The sequence below is a fragment of the Geobacter sp. OR-1 genome, assembly GCF_000813145.1.
Lineage (GTDB): Bacteria > Desulfobacterota > Desulfuromonadia > Geobacterales > DSM-12255 > Geoanaerobacter.
Genome location: NZ_BAZF01000005.1, coordinates 182729 through 197218 on the forward strand (window position 1 = coordinate 182729; position 14490 = coordinate 197218).

A 14490-nucleotide genomic window follows, 5' to 3' on the forward strand; every position below is an offset into this window, starting at 1 on the left:
AATAACGTTGAAAATTGAATGGAACGAAGATCTTGCCGTAGGAGTAGAATACATTGACGAGCAACACAAAGAGCTGTTCAGAAGATTCAACCGTCTTCTGGAGGCATGCAGCAAAGGTAGCGGCACCAAAGAGATCGGCAGCCTTTTGTTTTTCCTTGATGAGTATGTCCGAATTCATTTTAACGATGAAGAAAAGCTCCAAGTCGCGAACTCTTTTCCTGAATATCCGGCTCATCGTGAACAGCACCGGATTTTCATCAACAAACTCGATGATTTTAAAAATGAAATGCAGACTGGAGGGGCCACACTATCATTAACAATTGCCACTAACAGAATGCTGATTGATTGGTTATTAAACCATATAGCCAAAATGGATAAAAAGATTGGTGAGTTTATAAGCCAAAATACATGAACGGCTGATAACCAGCAATTCCCTTGCATTGGCCGGCAAAGAAGGTAAGCTTACTCATGCGTGTTTTTCAGCATCTGTTATCTTTCCGTAAAATTCTTCCTGTTTTTTTTGTTTTGTGCGCCGTTATGCCGCCTTCTGCACTCGGCGAAATCTGGGGATCAGCTACATCCAAGAGCTATCATCTCGTATCGTGCCGATATGTGAAGAAAACTTTGAAGACTTATCGAATAAAGTTCGATTCGGCCGAAAAGGCAAGAGAAGCAGGGTACAAGCCATGCGAGGTATGCAGGCCACCAAAAGGTTCTCTGCGTAAAGAGTCTGCTATCAGAGTCCGCTGACTCGAAATATATGAATATATTCTTACAAGATGCAATCCCGAGCAGAATGTATTGACTCGATAAGGGATGGCTAATATACTGATTTCCTGAAGTTGACAACAATTTGGAGGAGGTGACCACAAGCCGCAAGATTAGCCTCTGCATGCTGCGCATTGTGTGGACTCATCATTTTTCTTTTACCCGTGTACGGAAAGGAGAAGGCCAATGGAGAGTGCAATTGTAGCTGGGAACACGATCAGAAAGGGGGACTGGATGATGTCTAACGTGAACGTGAAGGACCGGCACGGGCATACGCCCTTGATGGAAGCTGCCAAAACAGGCGATCTGGAAACTGTGCGTGAAATTATGAAACGTAGTGTAGATATTGATGCAATGAGCGAAAAAGGCAAGACAGCTCTCCATTACGCCGCTGCAAACGGTCACGTCGAAATTGTCAAGCTGTTGCTGGAGCACGGAGCTACTATTGATGCTCGTGATCGCGACGGTCATACCCCCCTAATGTTTGCCGCAATCTACGGATGCAACCACACTGTCCAGGCTCTTCTGGTAAATGGCGCCGATATCCATGCCAAAACCAGAGCAGGCAACACCGCTATGGTGTACGCAGAAACCAACAACCACCCGATCACCCTGGCGCTCCTGAAAAAGGCACAGCGCCCCAAGGAAGGGACGGCTTAGCACGCTACCCATTTATGCAGAAAGGAGTCGTCCTTTGAAGAAATACATAATCACCCTAACACTCACATTATTCTGCTCCTCAACTCTGTTCGCTGCCGACACCAAGATTCTTCCTGCTCCCAATGCAGGAGACGTGACCTTCACCCACAAGAAACACCAAGACCGGCTAAAAGTTTGCACTGCTTGTCACAAGGATGCAAAAGGGGGCAAGATAGAAAAACTCTCGCAAAAGAATGAGGCCCATAATCTTTGCAAAGGGTGCCATGAAACCAAAAAATCCGGACCGACCAGATGCGCGGAATGCCACAAAAAGAACAGATAACGGCTATTTTGCGTAATTCGAAGCCGACTAATTCTTCTATGTAAGTATGATCCGCCAGTCTCTCACCATTTGAGCACGCGAAAGGTCGCAAACACAATCCGCAAATATCTATCAAAAGCTTTAGGGGTGGCTCAGCCACCCCTTTTTCATTTGAGCCTGTGGGATAAAGGTAGTATCTTCAATCCCTATGGATCGCCATTTTTCCGAAAACGCCCGAATTGCCATGCGAGATGCAATAGCGGAAACAGCCGGCAATGAAGTATTCTTCCTCGGCCACACCGACGGCACCGGTTTCGTCACCTCGGTTGAGCCTCTTGCTCGCGGTAATCGCGATATGGTTGCCGCAATAGTCGTGACAACTTCCTGCGGTGATGTCGTCATACACAACCACCCCTCGGGAAACCTCACTCCTTCACAGGCAGACATCGAAATCGCTTCGATTCTGGGGAATCAGGGGGTCGGCTTCATTATCATCGATAACCGGGCCGAACGCTCTTACATAGCGGTAACACCTTTCATTCCTCAGGAACTGCACAAACTCGACTATCCCGACATTGAGTCGTTTTACGCTCGGGAAGGAATCCTGGCCTCTTCGCTGAAGGGATACGAATTCAGAGAAGAGCAGATCCGGATGGCATTCCTGGCAACCGAGGCATTCAATGAAGATAAGATTGCGCTTATTGAAGCCGGCACCGGCACCGGCAAGTCGCTGGCATATCTGTTTCCCGCAGTGCTTTGGGCGGCGCGCAACAAAGAGAGGATAGTCATATCCACCAACACCATTAACCTTCAGGAGCAACTGATCCGGAAGGATATCCCCTTGATCCAGCGGCACTCCGGCATCAATTTCAAAGCAGTTCTTGTCAAGGGGCGCAGCAACTATATCTGTAAACGTAAGGTCTTAGGAATCCATCAAGAGCCGGCTCTGTTTCAGGACGAATTCGCCGAAGAATTGAAGGCAATTCTGGCCTGGAGCGAAAAAACCGTGGAGGGGTGCCGTAACGATCTCTCCTTTCTACCCAGACAGGAGACCTGGGAAGAGCTCTGCTGCGAAGCGGATCAATGCAGCAGAATCAAATGTCCCCATTATGCAGGCTGCGTTTTTTTATGGTGCCCGAAGGGATGCGGCGAGCGCAGACCTGCTGGTGGTAAATCATGCCCTGCTTATGGCCGACGTGGTTGTCAGACAGGAAGCCGGCTATGAAAGTTCGGCGATTCTCCCTCCATTCAAGCGCCTGGTTTTCGACGAAGGGCACCACCTGGAAGATGTTGCCACCAGCCATTTTGCCAGCCAGTTTTCCCGCCAGGGGTTGTTGAAACTCATTGCCAAACTGCAGCACCCCAAAAAGCCTGGACGCGGTCTTCTCCACCAACTCTCCGGTATGATAGCGAAAGAGATCCCTGAAGAGCTGGAAGAACTCTATCTAAATATTGCCGCCATACTGGAGGACCGGCTGATCCCCGGACGGGGGGAATTAGTCGACACCATCACCCGCTCCATGGACCTCGTTGGCACTGCTATGAATTCCCAGATGCAGCGTTCCGGCTCAACCCAGGGAGAGCACACTCTCCGGCTGACACCTGCCATTTACGCTACACCGGTGTGGGGAGAAATTGAGGCCTCGGCCACCAAACTTGCAGCCGACATTTCTGCCTATTCGGTCGCGATAAAGGATTGTTGCAGGCTCTGTGAAAAGTTGCCGGACGAGGTTGCCGCAAAGTTGGCCGGAGTCCTTACCGACTTGAAGGGGATCCGCTCCAGGCTGGAGTCAACGGCCTCAGGATTGCAATTCTTCTGTGAGCGGGAAGATGAATTTTGCCGATGGATAGAGGTGCACAAAAGCGCAAAGGGTTTATCAGTCAAACTCTGCTTTGCTCCGCTTGAAGTTGCCGCTTCTTTGCGCAAGACGATCTTTGACAAGTTCCGGACCGTAATCATCACTTCGGCAACGCTTGCCGTAGGCGACAAGTTTTCCTACCTGAAAAAACGAACCGGGATTGACCTGCTCCCGCCTGAACGGGTATCTGAACTGTTGCTGGCATCACCGTTTGATTTTGCCCGGCAATCCTATATAGGCATTCCGTCCGACCTGCCCGATCCTAATAGCCCGGCCTTTGCATCAGCAATCGAAAGTTTCCTGCTTGAAGGGGTAACCATCACTCAGGGACGGGCATTTATACTCTTCACTTCTTATGAACTGCTGAGCAAGGTTTATGTGCGATTGAAAAATAAATTGACCGAAATGGGATTGACCCCACTCCGGCAGGGAGAGGTGGGCCGGCATCTGCTGATATCACGCTTTAAAAAAGAGGGAAATGCGGTGTTGTTCGCAACCGACTCTTTCTGGGAGGGGGTTGATGTCAAAGGTAAGGCCTTGGAGATGGTGGTAATAACCCGGCTACCATTCCGGGTGCCCACCGAACCTCTACTGGAGGCACGCGCCGAGCATATTTCGGCAGAGGGTGGGGATCCGTTCCGCGAGTACACTGTCCCGCAGGCTGTAATCAAGTTCAAGCAGGGGTTCGGAAGGCTTATCAGAAGCCGCGATGACCGTGGAGCTGCACTGGTACTGGACGTCCGCGTACTCACAAAAAATTATGGCCGTTCTTTCCTTAAGGCACTGCCTGGGACAATCCACAACATCGGAAGCCAAGCTGAAGTACTTGAAGGGATGCGGGATTTCTTCACTTCTTAGGAGGAATGGCTCGTTTCAATGAGATGGAAAGGCATTGGAAATAACTCAGGAAGGTCAGGATGAAAGTCAGGAAGGTCAGACTCTGGATAAAAAGGACTTTGGGAGCCTTTGCCGCAAAAGTCAGAAAAAACACGAATACCCCCATTTTCACAACATCCGCAATCATCCGTTTGGTCCGGAGAGATTTGAATTTCTCGGCATCAAGTCCGGGAGTGCATGATTCGATCTCGCGTTCCGCCTCTTTGCCGGCAAATTTCTTGATGGGGTAAAAAAGCGCCATCTGGATTACCAAGGCCGTCACCACACTGTACATGAATTTCTGAGACACACCCTCGGCACTCATTTTAACCTGGAAATTCACCGCCATGAATACCAGCAGCGCCACAAGAAATAGCTGTATTACCAGGTAAATTTTTGTCAATCTGCGCAGTCGCTTGTAGTCAGGTGTCTGGGCCATGTATCTCTCCGAATGTTTGATTGTCCCTACCTTAACAAATATTTGTTCTTTTACAAGTCCAATCAGCCCAAGCGGCCATTCTGCAGGGTTATTACGGGACCCGTGCAACAGTAACGACCAATACTGCAGCGGCACCGGCTTTCTTCAGAACCCTACTGCATTCAGCAACCGTACTCCCTGTTGTCAGCACATCGTCAATCAATACGATCCGCCTGCCGGAAGCAATTTTCGGGTCGCTCAACGCAAAAGCACCCTTTACATTTGCAGCCCGTTCGCCGGCGGCAAGATTTATCTGGGGCTCGGTCCAGCGGACACGCTGCAGCAATCTTCTCTCTAAAGGGATTTTCCACTCCCTGGCCAATAGCTCTGCGATAAGAATGGCCTGATTGAAGCCTCTCTCCCGTAATCGCCTTTTATGGAGTGGCACCGGAACCAACATTTCGGGGGAAAATTCCTCGACCGCACCGGACAGGAGTTCCAGAAGCAGAAGAGCCAGTGGACGCCGGCACTGTATTTTGCGATCATACTTGAGGCGATGGATAAGATCCCGGACTGCGCCTTCGTAGACAAACGCCCCCCTGGCAGCATCGAACGGCGGATGCTTTTCAATGCAGCTTCCGCAAAGGTGGTCGATTCCCTCATCCGTTGCGAAAGGAATCCCGCAACAAGGACAGATTGGCGACTGCAGCGGTTTTGACGAGGCAATGCACTCCGGGCAGACATGAATCCGCCCCGCGTCCGGGATGAATTGCCGGCAGTTGTGGCAAAGCGGCGGGAATACCAGATCGATTAGAGATTTCAGCATGGCGCCAGGCAAAACAAAGGTTTTACAGCCCCATATCTTCGTTGACCACCAGGACCCTGATGTCCATCACCCGGGGCTTCCGATCAATGATTGTGGTAACCCGGCAGATCCGCTCCGGTGAGTTGCAGTTGTTGCAAAACCCGGTCTTGGCGCAAGGGGTGTTATAGTTCAATCTCTTTGCATTCGGAGGTGACGCCCAGTTCTTTATCCGGTCGATTGCCGCCTGCAGGTCTCCGCTAACAATTTTGTTCCGGCCAGCAACCACGATAACCTTCCCGGGGCCGAAAAACATTGCTGCTACGCGGTTGCCGTTACCATCAATGTTAACCAGCCAGCCCGACAGGGTCACAGCATTGGTTCCGGTAAGAAACAGGTCGCAAGTCAACTGCCGGCGCATGATGGCCAGCCGTTCTTCAGGGGTCAGCCCCGGCATGCCGTGGTTAAGGATTTCTTTCCCACTTGCCTGCAGTGCATCCTGAATATTCAGGTCGACAATTGTGCGCGACCCGCCGAAGCCGATGCTCTGGGCATCCGCAGACTCTTTAACAATGTAATCGTATGCGTCCTTTGCCGTTCGGCAATAGACTGATGTAAAGCCGTTCTGACCCAAGGCCTCGACTGCTTTTTCACATTTCTGCTCCCAGGTCCAGCGTACCAGTTCGTCGGTTTGTGACATTCCATCTTCTCCTTTCAGTGTCCGGATATGGGAGAATTTTCACACCTCAATATATTTTTTACAACTCATATTTCAGTTTGTCCGTAATTGTCCGAAAAGAGATATCGATATGACATATCGATATCTTATAACGTTTTTAACAGTGTGCATCTTGCTGCTCCCTTGTTCTGTCAAAGCCGAGCGTCACGTGAGGGCAGGCGTATACGACAATCCGCCTCTGACCATTATATCGGATACCGGAGAACTCTCTGGAATTCATGTCGATTTACTCAAGAATATCGCAGTAAAAGAAAAATGGGATGTCACCTTTGTACCCGGCAGCATTACTCAGGGGATCGAGCGACTCAAGGCAGGGGAGGTCGACATTCTGCTCCCGCTGGCCTATTCCGCGGACCGGGTAAAGTATCTCGACTTCAACAATGTCACGGTGATCGTCAACTGGGGACAGGTTTACACTCCAAAAACAAAGGCGATGCAATCCTTTCTGGACCTTGAGGGAAAACGAGTTGCCGTGGTCAGGAACAATGTCCAGTACTCGGCTCTCAAGGATATGATGGAACAATTCTGGATTAAACCGGTATACGTGGAGGTTGACGGATTCGACAAGGTTTTCGATCTCCTCCGCCATAACCAGGTCGACGCAGGGATAGTCGGCAGGTTCTATGGAATGGCAAATGAGGCAAAATTCGACGTTGCTGCGTCCCCAATCGTATTCAATCCGATCGAAGTGCGTTACGGTTTCCCCAAAGGATCCGGCTCAGACCTGATTCAGGCCATTGACAGCCAACTTACTGCAATGAAGGGAATGCCGAACTCTCCTTACCACCAGGCACTGGAAAAATACCTTCAGATTTCAAATAAAAAACGGAATGCCGGTCTGGATAAAATGGGCCATTGTCATGATTGCAGTGGTCTGCGCAATTTTTGTAGCTCTAAATGCGTACCTGAGACATGAGGTACGGCAACGGACCGAAGCATTGAAAAAAGAGTTTGGAGATCGTCGCAAAGCTGAGGATGCCCTGGCAGGAAGCGAACGGAAATATCGGGAACTGGTCGAATCAGCCAACTGCATCATTGTAAAAGTTAACACCAGCGGTATTATCACCTTTTTCAACGAATATGCCGAGCAATTCTTCAGCTTCACCAAGGAAGAGATAATCGGTAGAAACTTAGTCGGATCAATCTTGCCTGAAACAGAGAGCAGCGGCCGCATACTGGCCAATTTGATCGAAACCATTTTTGATAACCCAGATCAGCACTTGGCATTTGACAGCGAAGCAATTAACAGAGATGGCTCCCGATACTGGATCTCATGGTCGAACCGACCTTTGTTCGATGAAACCGGCACACTCATCGGCATGCTCGCCGTAGGCAATGACATTTCCGAGCGGCGCGCCTATGAACAGCAACTGGTCTACCAAGCCAATTATGACCTGGTCACGGGGCTCCCGAACAGAAACCTGCTCATAGACCGGCTGAATCATGACATTGCCCTGACTTCCCGCAGCAAGGGATTTCTGGGGCTGATAACCCTGGATATCGACAATTTCAAGATTATCAACGATACCTTGGGACACGATGCCGGCAACCAGTTCCTGTTCGCCTTTTCCAAGCGGCTTATGGACGTGATTCGCAAATCCGACACCGTTGCCCGCCTGGGAGGGGATGAATTCGCCATCCTTCCCGTCGGGCTGCCAAACGGCGAGGGAGCAGCCGTCATGGCCGAAAAAATCCTGTCATCCCTGTCCGTGCCTTTTATGATTGGGGAACGGGAGCTTTATGTCACGGTAAGCATCGGCATTGCCTCATATCCCACTGATGGAGACACGGTGGAACTACTGCTCCAAAACTCCGAAGCCGCCATGTATGAAGCAAAAAAAGGTGGAAAAAACGCGTTCCGCTTCTTCACCGATGACCTGAACACCAGGATGCATGAAAGACTCGCCCTTGAGACTAACCTCCACCATGCCTTGGAAAACAACGAATTCATCCTGTATTATCAACCTCAGGTCGATGTGATAACCGGTGAAATAACAGGGATGGAGGCACTGCTCAGGTGGCAACAGAGTGACGGCAAAATTGTTCCGCCGATGGAATTCATCCCGTCGCTGGAAGACAGCGGATTGATCGTCTCAGTGGGTGAGTGGGTGCTGGAAACCGCCTGCAGGGAAGCAAAACTCATGTCCGATCAAGCAGGAAGAAGGCTCACATTGTCCGTCAACATCTCGGCGCGCCAATTCAATCGCTCCGACATCATCGAGCATATTGACTTCATTCTCAAAGAAACCGGCCTGCCGCCCGAATCTCTCCGGCTGGAGTTGACCGAAAGCCTGTTAATGGGAGACACTGAAGCAACCCTGGAAAGACTGCATGAGCTGAAAGATCTTGGCATTTCCCTGTCCATAGACGATTTCGGCACCGGTTATTCTTCCCTGAGTTACCTGAAAAGGCTGCCGATCAGCGAACTCAAAATAGACCGGGCATTTGTCAAGAATGTCCCGGAAAACAAGAGTGACGCGGTCATAGTCAACACGATCATCACCATTGCCCAATGCCTTGACCTCAATGTTGTTGCTGAAGGGGTCGAGACCGAAGAACAGCGACAGTTCCTCGCCAAGCAGCTTTGCCCGACCTTTCAGGGGTTCCTCTTCAGCAAACCTGTTCCGTTTGACCAGTTTAACGACCTGATCTCCCAAAATCAGCCCGCAACCAGACAGGCATCAACAGGTCAATAAGATCCTTCCTATGCCCCGCAGCACTTCTTGAACTTCTTGCCGCTGCCGCAGCTGCATGGATCGTTTCGCCCGATCTTCTCGACATGGATCGGCATCTGCCCGGCCATTTTCCCGTCAGTGAAATACCAGTTGTTATCTGACTTGCGGAACCGGCCGATTTCATGATGCACAGTCTCCTGCTCACCGCCGACATAGCTGGCCTTGAATTCAACCTCACCGACAGTATCGTCAACGCCGCCACCCTTGGTGGCGATGATTTCCAACCCCTGCCAATCCGAGTTTTCCGCCCATTCCTTGGTTCCGTCATGATCATATCCCTTTCGGTGGCCCGGATGGGTGGTTTCATACAGATAGTTCATAGCGCCCTTCGTATAGGCGCTATAGCGGGATCGCATAAGCTGTTCTGCCGTTTCTGCTTTTGAAGTTCCGGCAATCAGAGGCTCGCAGCACGATTTGTAAGGCGCCTGCGATCCACAGGGACATAATTCAGCTTTTTTCGCCATCTTCGGTTCTCCTTGAAAAAATTGGGATCAGGATTTTATAGCACGATTTTGCCATTGGGGAAAGTAGGTGGGTTACCTCAGCTTGAGTTCCATTTCCTCAAGCTTTTTGATTCTGTCGCGTAATTCGGCAGCCTTCTCGAACTCCAGGTCCTTTGCCGCGGCGAGCATCTCCTTGCGCAGCCCCTTGATCGTCCGCGGGATTGAGGCAAGAGGGAGGTATTCCTCATCGGTTTCGGCAGCCAGCGGCAGAACGGCATAATCTTTCTCCTCGATCGACTCAAGAATCGTCCGGAGCCCCTTTTGTACCGTCTGCGGCGTAATGCCGTGATCTTCATTGTACTCAAGCTGCAGCGTCCGGCGTCTGCCGGTCTCGTCGATGCAGGACTGCATCGACTTGGTAATATTGTCGGCATACATGATGACCCTGCCGTTGACATTGCGCGCCGCCCTCCCGCAGGTCTGAATCAGCGAGCGCGTAGACCGGAGGAACCCTTCCTTGTCGGCGTCCAAAATCGCCACCAATGAGACCTCGGGGAGATCAAGGCCTTCCCGTAACAGGTTGATCCCGACAAGCACGTCAAAGGTCCCAAGCCTGAGATCCCGAATGATCTCCATCCGTTGGATGGTATCGATGTCCGAATGCAGGTAACGCACTCGTACACCGATCTCCTCGTAGTACGTCGTCAACTCTTCGGCCATCCTCTTGGTCAGGGTGGTGACCAGCACCCTTTCACCCTGCGCGACTGTGATCCTGATCTCGCCGAGCAGGTCATCGACCTGGCCGGAAGCCGGGCGCACCGTTATCACCGGATCAACCAGTCCGGTCGGACGAATCACCTGCTCGACCACCACCCCGCCGCTCTGTTGCAGCTCATAATCAGCCGGAGTAGCCGACACGTAGACAATCTGGTTAATCTTGGCCTCGAACTCGCGGAAGTTGAGAGGGCGGTTATCCAGGGCTGCGGGGAGCCGAAATCCGTAATTGACCAGCGTTTCCTTCCGGCTCCGGTCACCGCGGTACATCCCTCCAACCTGCGATACCGTAATATGCGACTCATCCACGAACAGGAGGAAGTCCTTAGGGAAGTAGTCCAGCAATGTGTAAGGCGGCTCTCCCGTCTGGCGACCATCAAAGTAACGGGAATAGTTTTCGATGCCGTGACAAAAGCCCATCTGTTCGAGCATTTCCAGATCAAACATGGTCCGCTGCTCGATCCGCTGCGCCTCCACCAGCATATTCTGGTTACGGAACCACTGGATCCGTTCGCGCAAATCAATCCTGATCTCCTCCACCGCCCTTTCCAGGGTCTCCCTGGTGGCTACATAATGCGAGGCCGGATAGATGGCGCATTTTGACAGTCTGGTCAGCACTTGGCCCCGCAGTGGGTCGATTTCGCTGACCGCATCGACTGTATCACCGAAGAACTCGATCCGGATTGCCTTCTCGTCATCATGCGCCGGGAATACCTCCACCACGTCGCCGCGGGCCCGGAAGGTGCCGCGATGGAAATCGATATCATTTCGTTCGTACTGAATATCCACCAGCTTGCGTAACAGGATATCTCGGCCGTAATCCTCTCCCTGATGAAAGAAGATATGCATCGCCTGATACTCACCGGGCGAGCCGATGCCATAGATGCACGAAACTGAGGCGACGATGATCACGTCGCGCCGGGTCAATAGGCTGCGAGTGGCGGAGTGACGGAGCTTGTCGATCTCGTCGTTGATCGACGAGTCCTTTTCGATGAAGGTGTCGGAGGTGGGGAGGTAGGCCTCAGGCTGGTAGTAATCATAATAGGAAACAAAAAACTCCACCGCGTTTTCCGGGAACAGTTCCTTCAGCTCGCCGTAAAGCTGGGCGGCCAGAGTCTTGTTCGGGGCAAGCACCAGCGCAGGTCTGCCGGTGGCGGCAATAACGTTGGCCACGGTAAAGGTCTTGCCCGAGCCGGTGACCCCCAACAGTACCTGGTCGCGATCCCCGCGCAGGATACCCTCGGTCAGCTCGGTTATGGCGCGTGGCTGGTCGCCGCGCGGGGTGTAGTCGGTTGTAAGTTTGAAGGACAATGCCATGGCAGATGATAATACCATGTATCAGGTGAGTTATGAAACGGAGAAAACCTTTGCTGGCACAACCTCCAGAGAACTAAGAGATCAAATGCGCAAGTGCGAACACGTTTTCAGCGATCGCGCGAAGCGGTCACTCCGGAACCGGGGCGAACGCCTTCCCGTCCATCCAGGCCCGGCCGATGGCCGGCCCCATGCCCCAGTAGGTGTTGTCAGGGAGGGTGAGGAGGAAGAGATCCATAGCCTCGAAGTCGGGACGAGTGCCATTCATTCGATCAGACAGGGCAAAGACTTCAACGATCTCGCCGATGAAGAGGTTGTTGGTGGCGTACTCCACCTGGTGGGTCAGGCGGCAGGCGAAGTTCAACTGGCAGTCGGTGATCAGGGGAGCAGCCCGGAGGTCACCGTAGAAGACGTCGAAAAGCTGTGACTTGTCGACCTCCTTACCGGAAACCAGACCGCAGTAATCGGTCTTGAGCAGCAGCTCTTGCGCCGGGAAGCAGAGGCTGAATTCCCTGTTCTCAAGTATCCCCTGGGAGGTGTGGTGCCCCTTGTTCACCGCCACTGCAATGAGCGGCGGTTCGTAATTGGCGCGGCAGATCCACGCCTCTGTCATGAAATTAACCTTCCCGTCCACCAGTGCGCCGAGTAGTGCCACCGGCATAGGGAAAAATGCCTGGGGATTGATCCTGACTTGAGTCATAGTATCTCCTTGGCGCCGGTAACGCATTCTGTGTTGCCGGACCACTTCGTTCTCCGGAGTTATGATCACATATCACCGTTTTATTAGCATACACCAGGATGAGCAATAAACAATGGGCTCGCCCCTTTCACCCCTTCTTTAAGCTTCATCAGGCACCACCGCCCTTGCCTTCGGCTCGTACTTTGTTACGCTATTTCCAGACTGTTCCTCAATTTTACATCTTGCCCTTCATGAGTGCCGGCACATGCCGGAAATATGTCCGCGGCGGCAAACAGGCATACCGCTTTCTGTAGCTGAGGGATAAGAGTTCCGAGGTGTTATCCCGCGATCACGGTTCTCATAAGAGTGTAACGCATGCAGCGCCGAAAACTCTCCGTTTCGCTTGATTTTTCAAACTGAGGGTGCAATACTACACCATTAATTTTCCCTGAGAGGAGAACCACATGTTCGGATTTGGCATGCCGGAACTGATAATAATACTTGTCATAGTAATAGTAATTTTCGGTGCCGGACGGCTCCCCGAGATCGGCGGCGCTTTGGGCAAGAGTATCCGGAATTTCAAGAAGGCATCGGAAGGCAAAGACGAGATCGAAATCAAGCCCCGCAAAGATTCTGACGACAACAAAAACTCTTAACAGCTGTACCTTCACATTTGGAGAGCCCCTCTGCCGGATACTGCTTTGGGGTCTCGCTTTTTCACTTCGCAGCAGATCATTTCGTTTCAAGGCATTAACTTTAGGGAGATTCATTGGCTACCGGCAATCCCCGTCATGCAGCATTTCTGATTCTCAACCGGATTGCCAGGGAGCGCTCCTACGCCGACATCCTTCTGAATCAGGAACTGACTCACGGCGCTGTTAAGGGTCAGGACCGGGGCCTGCTTACGGAACTCGTGTACGGAGTACTTCGGCGCCAAGGAACCCTTGACCATTATATAAGCAGCTTTTCCACCGTGAGGATTGACCGGATCGAACGCTCCGTCCTGATACTTTTGCGGATCGGACTTTACCAACTACTGTTTCTGGACCGGGTACCCGTCTCAGCCGCGGTCAATGAAACTGTCAACCTTGCCAAAATCCTTGCTCCGAAAGCCGCCGGTTTTGTCAATGCCGTACTCCGGGAAACAGACCGCAAGCGCGACTCCATAACCTGGCCTGACAGGCAATCGGACCCGTCCGGTTGGATTGCCGCCCGCCACTCCGTTCCGGCGTGGATTGCACGCATCTGGCTGGACCAACTCGGACCGGAAGAAGCAGACCTGCTCGCTACGGTTATGAGCGAAGCGCCACCACTTACAGTCAGAACAAACTCTCTTAAATGCACTCGCGATCAGTTGATCGAACGGCTCAACTCAGAGCAGACGCCTTCAGTGCCTTGTCAATTCTCCCCTCTCGGCATCCAGATACTTGCCCGCACGCCGTTGACTATGCTCGACAGTTACCGTGAAGGGCTTTTCACCATCCAGGATGAAGCATCGCAGCTTGCCGCCTTGATCCTTTCTCCGGCACCCGGCGACAGAGTACTGGATATCTGTGCTGCGCCTGGCGGCAAGGCAACATGTATTGCCGAACTTATGAACGATTCCGGGGAAGTGGTAGCCTGTGACATCAGTCCTCGCAGACTGGAACAGGTGAAGCTTCTGTCGGATCGCCTCGGAATAACGATAGTAAAGACAGCGGTTATGGATGCGGAGAATTCCTTGCCCGCAGCAATTACGGACTCCTTCCAAAAGGTGCTGGTGGATGCCCCCTGTTCAGGCCTCGGAGTTTTGCGTAGAAACCCGGAAGGTAAATGGTGGAAAAGCCCTGATGATATCGACATGCTTTCAGAACGGCAGCGCCGTATCCTGAACAATTCGGCATCAGCAGTGGTTCCGGGAGGTGTCTTGGTCTATGCAACCTGCTCTACAAGTCCCCTGGAAAACGAGTCGGTAGTGGATGATTTTCTTTCACTGCATAACAATTTTGTGCTAGAAGATGTCAGAATACTTTTCCCCCAATATGCCGATCTGTGCAGCAATAACGGGCATTTTCGGCCATGGCCGCATCGGCATGGAATGGACGGTTTTTTTGCAGCTCGATTAAGGAGACAGGAATAAAAC

The 14490-nt window shown here is 51.9% G+C and carries 16 protein-coding genes; 10 read left to right on the forward strand and 6 right to left on the reverse strand.

Annotated features, from left to right (window positions below; all coding sequences use genetic code 11):
* Positions 1-7: 7 nt before the first annotated feature.
* From OR1_RS07235 to OR1_RS23240, 6 genes are all read left to right on the forward strand, one after another.
* Entirely contained in the window at positions 8-412 is a 405-nt protein-coding gene (locus tag OR1_RS07235) for a bacteriohemerythrin (protein ID WP_041970962.1), read from the forward strand.
* Between the two features lie 125 nt (positions 413-537).
* A complete protein-coding gene (locus OR1_RS23230) occupies positions 538-750 on the forward strand; it encodes an Ada metal-binding domain-containing protein (protein WP_370543338.1) in 213 nt (70 codons plus the stop codon).
* 204 nt (positions 751-954) lie between these two features.
* Positions 955-1428 (forward strand): ankyrin repeat domain-containing protein, encoded by a 474-nt coding sequence (locus OR1_RS07240; RefSeq protein ID WP_370543334.1) that lies wholly within the window; start codon positions 955-957, stop codon positions 1426-1428.
* Positions 1429-1462: 34 nt separating this feature from the next.
* Positions 1463-1750, forward strand: coding sequence for a cytochrome c3 family protein (locus OR1_RS07245; RefSeq protein ID WP_041970963.1), 288 nt, complete (start codon positions 1463-1465; stop codon positions 1748-1750).
* Positions 1751-1973: 223 nt separating this feature from the next.
* Positions 1974-2954 (forward strand): JAB domain-containing protein, encoded by a 981-nt coding sequence (locus tag OR1_RS23235; protein WP_370543335.1) that lies wholly within the window; start codon positions 1974-1976, stop codon positions 2952-2954.
* Positions 2896-4446 carry an ATP-dependent DNA helicase gene (locus tag OR1_RS23240; protein WP_370543336.1) on the forward strand — a complete coding sequence of 517 codons (1551 nt, stop codon included), beginning with the start codon at positions 2896-2898 and terminating at the stop codon, positions 4444-4446. Before OR1_RS23235 ends, OR1_RS23240 begins: the two co-directional genes overlap by 59 nt.
* Here OR1_RS23240 and OR1_RS07255 read toward each other — a convergent pair.
* From OR1_RS07255 to OR1_RS07265, 3 genes are all read right to left on the reverse strand, one after another.
* Positions 4436-4903 carry a hypothetical protein gene (locus OR1_RS07255; protein WP_041970964.1) on the reverse strand — a complete coding sequence of 156 codons (468 nt, stop codon included), beginning with the start codon at positions 4901-4903 and terminating at the stop codon, positions 4436-4438. The two genes, OR1_RS23240 and OR1_RS07255, sit on opposite strands and share 11 nt — an antisense overlap.
* A gap of 91 nt (positions 4904-4994) precedes the next feature.
* Entirely contained in the window at positions 4995-5708 is a 714-nt protein-coding gene (locus OR1_RS07260; RefSeq protein ID WP_041970966.1) for a ComF family protein, read from the reverse strand.
* 22 nt (positions 5709-5730) lie between these two features.
* A complete protein-coding gene (locus OR1_RS07265) occupies positions 5731-6384 on the reverse strand; it encodes a lactate utilization protein (RefSeq protein WP_041970968.1) in 654 nt (217 codons plus the stop codon).
* A 187-nt stretch (positions 6385-6571) separates the two neighbouring features.
* Between OR1_RS07265 and OR1_RS07270 the strand changes: the two genes are divergently transcribed.
* Complete coding sequence (locus OR1_RS07270; RefSeq protein ID WP_041970969.1) at positions 6572-7339, forward strand: ABC transporter substrate-binding protein; 768 nt, start codon at positions 6572-6574, stop codon at positions 7337-7339.
* Between the two features lie 22 nt (positions 7340-7361).
* The gene (locus OR1_RS07275) at positions 7362-9119 is read left to right on the forward strand and encodes a bifunctional diguanylate cyclase/phosphodiesterase (RefSeq protein WP_052440312.1); all 1758 of its coding nucleotides are present in this window, start codon (positions 7362-7364) and stop codon (positions 9117-9119) included.
* 8 nt (positions 9120-9127) lie between these two features.
* Here the strand turns inward: OR1_RS07275 and OR1_RS07280 are convergent, their stop codons facing one another.
* From OR1_RS07280 to OR1_RS07290, 3 genes are all read right to left on the reverse strand, one after another.
* Positions 9128-9622, reverse strand: a complete 495-nt coding sequence (locus OR1_RS07280; protein ID WP_041970971.1) for a YchJ family protein — start codon at positions 9620-9622, stop codon at positions 9128-9130.
* Positions 9623-9694: 72 nt separating this feature from the next.
* Positions 9695-11692: an excinuclease ABC subunit UvrB gene (uvrB, locus tag OR1_RS07285; RefSeq protein WP_041970972.1), complete on the reverse strand. Its 1998-nt coding sequence runs from the start codon at positions 11690-11692 to the stop codon at positions 9695-9697.
* Positions 11693-11819: 127 nt separating this feature from the next.
* On the reverse strand, positions 11820-12389 hold the full coding sequence (locus OR1_RS07290; protein ID WP_041970973.1) for a flavin reductase family protein: 570 nt from the start codon (positions 12387-12389) through the stop codon (positions 11820-11822).
* 443 nt (positions 12390-12832) lie between these two features.
* On the opposite strand from OR1_RS07290, the gene OR1_RS07295 reads away from it, so the two are divergent.
* Together OR1_RS07295 and rsmB are read left to right on the forward strand one after the other, a co-directional pair.
* A complete protein-coding gene (locus OR1_RS07295; protein ID WP_041970975.1) occupies positions 12833-13024 on the forward strand; it encodes a twin-arginine translocase TatA/TatE family subunit in 192 nt (63 codons plus the stop codon).
* A 113-nt stretch (positions 13025-13137) separates the two neighbouring features.
* Positions 13138-14487, forward strand: a complete 1350-nt coding sequence (rsmB, locus tag OR1_RS07300; protein WP_041970977.1) for a 16S rRNA (cytosine(967)-C(5))-methyltransferase RsmB — start codon at positions 13138-13140, stop codon at positions 14485-14487.
* The last annotated feature ends 3 nt before the right edge of the window (positions 14488-14490 follow it).

Excerpts from the sequence above, each read along its gene's own strand:
- OR1_RS07290 (WP_041970973.1), bottom strand. The coding sequence starts at position 12,389 with ATGACTCAAGTCAGGATCAATCCCCAGGCATTTTTCCCTATGCCGGTG.
- OR1_RS07280 (WP_041970971.1), bottom strand. The coding sequence starts at position 9,622 with ATGGCGAAAAAAGCTGAATTATGTCCCTGTGGATCGCAGGCGCCTTAC.
- OR1_RS07255 (WP_041970964.1), bottom strand. The coding sequence starts at position 4,903 with ATGGCCCAGACACCTGACTACAAGCGACTGCGCAGATTGACAAAAATT.
- OR1_RS23235 (WP_370543335.1), top strand. The coding sequence starts at position 1,974 with ATGCGAGATGCAATAGCGGAAACAGCCGGCAATGAAGTATTCTTCCTC.
- OR1_RS07240 (WP_370543334.1), top strand. The coding sequence starts at position 955 with ATGGAGAGTGCAATTGTAGCTGGGAACACGATCAGAAAGGGGGACTGG.
- OR1_RS07260 (WP_041970966.1), bottom strand. The coding sequence starts at position 5,708 with ATGCTGAAATCTCTAATCGATCTGGTATTCCCGCCGCTTTGCCACAAC.
- OR1_RS23230 (WP_370543338.1), top strand. The coding sequence starts at position 538 with ATGCCGCCTTCTGCACTCGGCGAAATCTGGGGATCAGCTACATCCAAG.
- OR1_RS07295 (WP_041970975.1), top strand. The coding sequence starts at position 12,833 with ATGTTCGGATTTGGCATGCCGGAACTGATAATAATACTTGTCATAGTA.
- OR1_RS07265 (WP_041970968.1), bottom strand. The coding sequence starts at position 6,384 with ATGTCACAAACCGACGAACTGGTACGCTGGACCTGGGAGCAGAAATGT.
- uvrB (WP_041970972.1), bottom strand. The coding sequence starts at position 11,692 with ATGGCATTGTCCTTCAAACTTACAACCGACTACACCCCGCGCGGCGAC.